Annotated in this window: 1 pseudogene; it reads right to left on the reverse strand. The window is 52.6% G+C overall.

Going from position 1 to position 584, the window contains the following annotated elements:
* Nucleotides 1–584, reverse strand: a pseudogene (locus R7P74_RS28000) (hypothetical protein); the annotation flags it as partial.

Here is a 584-nt window from a genome sequence, read left to right on the forward strand (position 1 = left end):
CGCAGGTTGGATTTGAGCGGGTGAGGCTGCACGCAGTCCGTGGTGAGTTCCAGGATGGGTGCCGGATTCATTCCAGTGGACAGGGCGATGGACACCACGCAAACGGTCAAATCGTAACTGTTCAGCGGCTCAGAGTGTGCCACAATCCGCTCCATCTCTGTGCGCAGCGCTTTGATCAAAAACCGCTTTTCATTTTTGCTGAGCGCCTTCTGGCCCTTACGTCGTTTGTTGGAATTCGGAAACGGATTGGCAGGCCAAACCGTTTTCATATCTACTTCCGGCCAGAACCCGAACCGATGAGATGCCACAAGCAAAGATTTGGTTTTGGTAAAGTGACCCTTTTGCGAGCCGTATTCGATGGGCTCGTTTCTCAGGTGCTGAATAAATCGCTTGATCGTTTCGGCGTTGAGATCCGCCATGGTCAGGCGTTCACCACTAGCGGCGTGGAGCAACGACAGGAAGGGCGCAAAAAAACGAAAGCCAACGTTCCAATAACCCACAATTGTGGTCAAGCTGAGAGACTTTCCGTTGGTATTGGCGCTCTCTGTGATCAACTTTTCGAGGGTGCACTGACAAGCGGCAGT

It is taken from the genome of Vibrio sp. 2033, from assembly GCF_033339735.1.